Origin of the sequence: Dokdonella sp. (assembly GCF_017744955.1) — a bacterium.
GTDB lineage: Bacteria > Pseudomonadota > Gammaproteobacteria > Xanthomonadales > Rhodanobacteraceae > Dokdonella_A.
In genome coordinates this window covers 40,393-44,785 of record NZ_JAGIAG010000007.1, presented here as the reverse complement: position 1 = coordinate 44,785, position 4,393 = coordinate 40,393, and the positions used below count along the sequence as shown (strand labels likewise).

The window sequence follows — 4,393 nt, the reverse complement described above, 5'->3', positions numbered from 1 at the left end:
GAACCTGCCACGCGACGGAAAAACGCGCCGGATGTCCATTCAGCGCTTTCCGCCCGCGGCCGGCACGCGCACCGGGCGCGGATTGACCGGATGGGGCTCGCGCGACTGGATCGCGCGACTCGACTCGGCCAGGCGCTGCGGGTCGGTCGAATCGCCGTCGCGCAGATGCACCGCCAGCGCATGCCCGTTGAGCGACTGCTTGGCGCGCAGCTCCACGCCGTCGGACCCGACCGCGCGCAAGGTCAATTCGGTGCCGGGGACGACCTCGCCTTCCTTGACGCGCACGCGCTCGCCCTGCGGCGTGCGGAAGACGGCCGCGCGCGCGTCCGCGGCATGTGCCAGCAGCTCCACGGCATTCCCTGCGTTGTCCCCTGCGGCACGCGCCGTAACTCCAAGACAGAGCACAGCCGCCGCTGCCCACACCGGGCACGCGACCAGCCTCATGACTTCGTACACTTCCCCTGTTTCCAGATTTGCAGATGTAGCACGGGAGCGGCGACGGCCGCAATCGCGACGTGGCCGTGGAACGCGGCCGCGACGACCGCTCCGACGAACGGACGAGCGAATGTTCCGCCCTGGGCTCTACCGGCTCCGCACGCGACGGCGGAAGGCATCATTCCCGCGCGTCATGCGCGTATGCCCAGCGCTGTCGAGCGCCCTGCCCGCGGACACGCTATCGTTGCCGTTTTCGCGCGCCCCGCCGTCCGGCCTCCCATCCGCATGTCCGCACTGAACCACCTGCAGCGCCTCGAATCGGAAAGCATCGACATCCTGCGCGAGGCGGTCGCCGAGGCCGAACGACCGGTGATGCTGTATTCGATCGGCAAGGACAGCGCGGTCATGTTGCACCTTGCGCGCAAGGCGTTCTTCCCGTCGCGGCCGCCGTTCCCGCTGCTGCACGTGGACACCACCTGGAAGTTCCGCGCGATGTACGCGTTGCGCGAGCGCATGGCGCGCGAGTCGGGCATGGAACTCTTGGTGTACAGGAATCCGGAAGCCGAGCGCCTGGGCATCAATCCGTTCACGCACGGCTCGGCCACGCACACCGACGTGTGGAAGACGCAGGGCCTGAAGCAGGCGCTCGACCACTACGGTTTCGACCTCGCCTTCGGCGGCGCGCGGCGCGACGAGGAGAAATCGCGCGCGAAGGAGCGCGTGTTCTCGTTCCGCACCGCGCAGCACCGCTGGGATCCGAAGAATCAGCGCCCCGAACTCTGGCGGCTGTACAACACGCGCCACGATCCGGGCGAGAGCATCCGCGTGTTCCCGCTGTCGAACTGGACCGAGCTCGACGTCTGGCAGTACATCCGCCAGGAGGAAATCCCGATCGTCGACCTGTACTTCGCCGCCGAGCGGCCGGTGGTGATGCGCGACGGGCTTCTGCTGATGGTCGACGACGAGCGCTTCCCGCTGCGCGACGGCGAGACGCCGGCGCTGCGCAGCGTGCGCTTCCGCACGCTCGGCTGCTATCCGCTGACCGGCGCGATCGAGTCGCGCGCGGACACGCTGCCGAAGATCATCCAGGAGATGCTGCTCGCGCGCACCACCGAACGCCAGGGCCGCCTGATCGACCGCGACGTCAGCGGCTCGATGGAGAAGAAGAAGACGGAAGGCTATTTCTGATGGACATGCCCTGATGGACGCGCAGACCGCCCTGATCGAAAGCGACATCGAGCGCTATCTCGAGCTGCACCAGAACAAGAGCCTGCTGCGCTTCATCACCTGCGGCAGCGTCGACGACGGCAAGAGCACGCTGATCGGACGCCTGCTGTACGAATCGAAGTCCCTGCTCGACGACCAGCTCGGCGCGCTCGACGCCGACTCCAAACGCTACGGCACGCAAGGCGACGCGCTCGACTTCGCCCTGCTCGTCGACGGCCTCTCCGCCGAGCGCGAGCAGGGCATCACGATCGACGTCGCCTACCGCTTCTTCAGCACCGAGAAGCGCAAGTTCATCGTCGCCGACACGCCGGGGCACGAGCAGTACACGCGCAACATGGTCACCGGCGCGTCGACCGCCGACCTCGCCGTGATCCTGGTCGACGCGCGCAAGGGCATCCTGACGCAGACGCGCCGGCACACCTACCTCGCGTCGCTGGTCGGCATCCGCCGCGTCGTGCTGGCGGTGAACAAGCTCGACCTGGTCGATTGGTCGCACGGCGTGTTCGCCGGCATCGAACGTGCTTATCGCGAGTTCGCCGCACGGCTCGGCATCGCGCACGTCGTCGCGATCCCGCTGTCGGCGCTGCGCGGCGACAACATCGTCGAGCCGAGCGGGAACACGCCGTGGTACCACGGCCCGAGTCTGCTGCAGCACCTGGAACAGGTCGACGTCGACGCGCACGCCGAGGCCGGTCCGCTGCGCCTGCCGGTGCAGTGGGTCAACCGCCCCGATCACAACTTCCGCGGCTTCTCCGGGCGCCTGCTCGGCGGCCGCGTGAAGCCCGGCGACGCGGTGCGCGTGCTGCCGTCGGGACGGCAGTCGCACGTCGCGCGCATCGTCACGCAGGACGGCGACCTCGCCGAGGCGGTCAGCGGCCAGTCGGTCACGCTGACCCTGACCGACGAGATCGACGTCAGCCGTGGCGACGTGATCTGCGCCGCCGACGATCCGGCCGGCCTCGCCGACCAGTTCGAGGCGCACCTGGTGTGGATGGCCGAGCAGCCGCTGCTGCCGGGGCGTTCCTACCTGGTCAAGCTCGGCGCGAGCACGGTCGGCGCCTCGATCGGGCCGCCGAAATATCTGATCGACGTCAATACGCTCGAACACCTCGCCGCGAAGACGCTGCAGCTCAACGAGACCGGCGTGTGCACGCTGACCCTGGATCGCGCGATCGCGTTCGATCCGTACGCGCAGAGCCGCGACATGGGCGGCTTCATCGTCATCGACCGCCTGAGCCACCAGACCGTCGGCGCCGGCATGCTGCACTTCGCGCTGCGCCGCTCGCAGAACATCCACTGGCAGGCGCTGGAAGTCGACAAGCCGGCGCGCCGGCGGATGAACGGCCACGCGCCGTGCGTGCTGTGGTTCACCGGCCTTTCCGGCAGCGGCAAGTCGACCATCGCCAACCTGGTCGAGCGCCGGCTGCACGCGCTCGGCACGCGCACGTATCTGCTCGACGGCGACAACGTCCGCCACGGCCTCAGCAAGGACCTCGGCTTCACCGCCGCCGACCGCGTCGAGAACATCCGCCGCATCGGCGAGGTCGCGCGGCTCATGGTCGACGCCGGCCTGGTCGTGCTGACCGCGTTCATCTCGCCGTTCCGCTCCGAGCGCGAACTCGCGCGCGGCATGGTCGAGGCCGGGGAGTTCGTCGAGATCTTCGTCGACACGCCGCTGGCCGAAGTCGAGCGGCGCGATCCGAAGGGCCTGTACAAGAAGGCGCGCCAGGGCGAGCTGAAGAACTTCACCGGCATCGATTCGCCGTACGAGCGGCCCGAGGCGCCGGAACTGCACGTCGACACGACGCGCATCGACGCCGAGCAGGCGGCGGACGCGATCGTCGAGTACCTCGCGCAGCGTGGCATCATCAGCGCCACGCATTGATGAGGAACGCGAGCATGGCTGGAGAACTCGAAGGCAAGCGCATCGCCGTCACCGGCGCGTTCGGATCGCTCGGCGTCGCGGTGGTGCGCGCGCTGCAGGCGGCCGGCGCGCGCGTCGCGGCGATCGACCGCGCCGAGCGGCCGCACGCCGAGGCCGAACTCGGCGAAGCGCGCCTGTTCGGCGGCGCCGACCTCGCCGAGGCGGACGCCGCCACCGCGACGCTGGACCGCGCGGCCGACGCGCTCGGCGGACTCGACGCGCTGGTCAACATCGCCGGTACCTTCCGCTGGGAGACCGTCGCCGACGGCAGGCTCGACACCTGGGACCTGCTCTACACAGTGAACCTGCGCAGCGCGGTCGCGGCGAGCAAGGCGGCGATCGCGCATCTGGCGAAGAACGCGAGCGGGCGCATCGTCAACATCGGCGCCAACGGCGCGGTGAAGGCCGGCGCCGGCATGGGCGCCTACGCGGCGTCGAAGTCCGGCGTCGCGCGCCTGACCGAGGCGCTGGCCGAGGAACTCAAGGACCGTCGCATCACGGTCAACGCGCTGCTGCCGAGCATCATCGACACGCCGCCGAACCGCGCCGACATGCCGAAGGCCGACTTCGACCGCTGGGTGAAGCCCGAGCAGCTCGCCGACGTCATCGTGTTCCTGCTGTCCGATCGCGCCAGCGCGATCACCGGCGCGTCGATTCCCGTCGTCGGGCGCGTTTGAACGGCCTTGGACGCGGGCAGGAGCCGACAGGAGCGTCGGACGCAGATCGACGCGGGTGAAGCGGATAGAGCTTTGACGCGGATCGACGCGGATAGGAGCCGATAAGGGCGTTCGAGGAACTGCGTTCCTC

4 protein-coding genes are annotated in these 4,393 nt (G+C 69.3%); 3 read left to right on the top strand and 1 reads right to left on the bottom strand.

Going from position 1 to position 4,393, the window contains the following annotated elements; all coding sequences use genetic code 11:
* Positions 1-39: 39 nt before the first annotated feature.
* Complete coding sequence (locus J7520_RS14850; protein WP_291189639.1) at positions 40-351, bottom strand: hypothetical protein; 312 nt, start codon at positions 349-351, stop codon at positions 40-42.
* 369 nt (positions 352-720) lie between these two features.
* On the opposite strand from J7520_RS14850, the gene cysD reads away from it, so the two are divergent.
* Genes cysD through J7520_RS14835 form a run of 3 tightly spaced genes read left to right on the top strand, consistent with a single transcriptional unit; the run spans position 721 to position 4,263 of the window.
* Positions 721-1,623: a sulfate adenylyltransferase subunit CysD gene (cysD, locus tag J7520_RS14845; protein ID WP_291189636.1), complete on the top strand. Its 903-nt coding sequence runs from the start codon at positions 721-723 to the stop codon at positions 1,621-1,623.
* 13 nt (positions 1,624-1,636) lie between these two features.
* Complete coding sequence (gene cysN / locus J7520_RS14840; RefSeq protein ID WP_291189633.1) at positions 1,637-3,547, top strand: sulfate adenylyltransferase subunit CysN; 1,911 nt, start codon at positions 1,637-1,639, stop codon at positions 3,545-3,547.
* Positions 3,548-3,561: 14 nt separating this feature from the next.
* Entirely contained in the window at positions 3,562-4,263 is a 702-nt protein-coding gene (locus J7520_RS14835; protein ID WP_291189630.1) for an SDR family NAD(P)-dependent oxidoreductase, read from the top strand.
* The last annotated feature ends 130 nt before the right edge of the window (positions 4,264-4,393 follow it).

Excerpts from the sequence above, each read along its gene's own strand:
- cysD (WP_291189636.1), top strand. The coding sequence starts at position 721 with ATGTCCGCACTGAACCACCTGCAGCGCCTCGAATCGGAAAGCATCGAC.
- cysN (WP_291189633.1), top strand. The coding sequence starts at position 1,637 with ATGGACGCGCAGACCGCCCTGATCGAAAGCGACATCGAGCGCTATCTC.
- J7520_RS14835 (WP_291189630.1), top strand. The coding sequence starts at position 3,562 with ATGGCTGGAGAACTCGAAGGCAAGCGCATCGCCGTCACCGGCGCGTTC.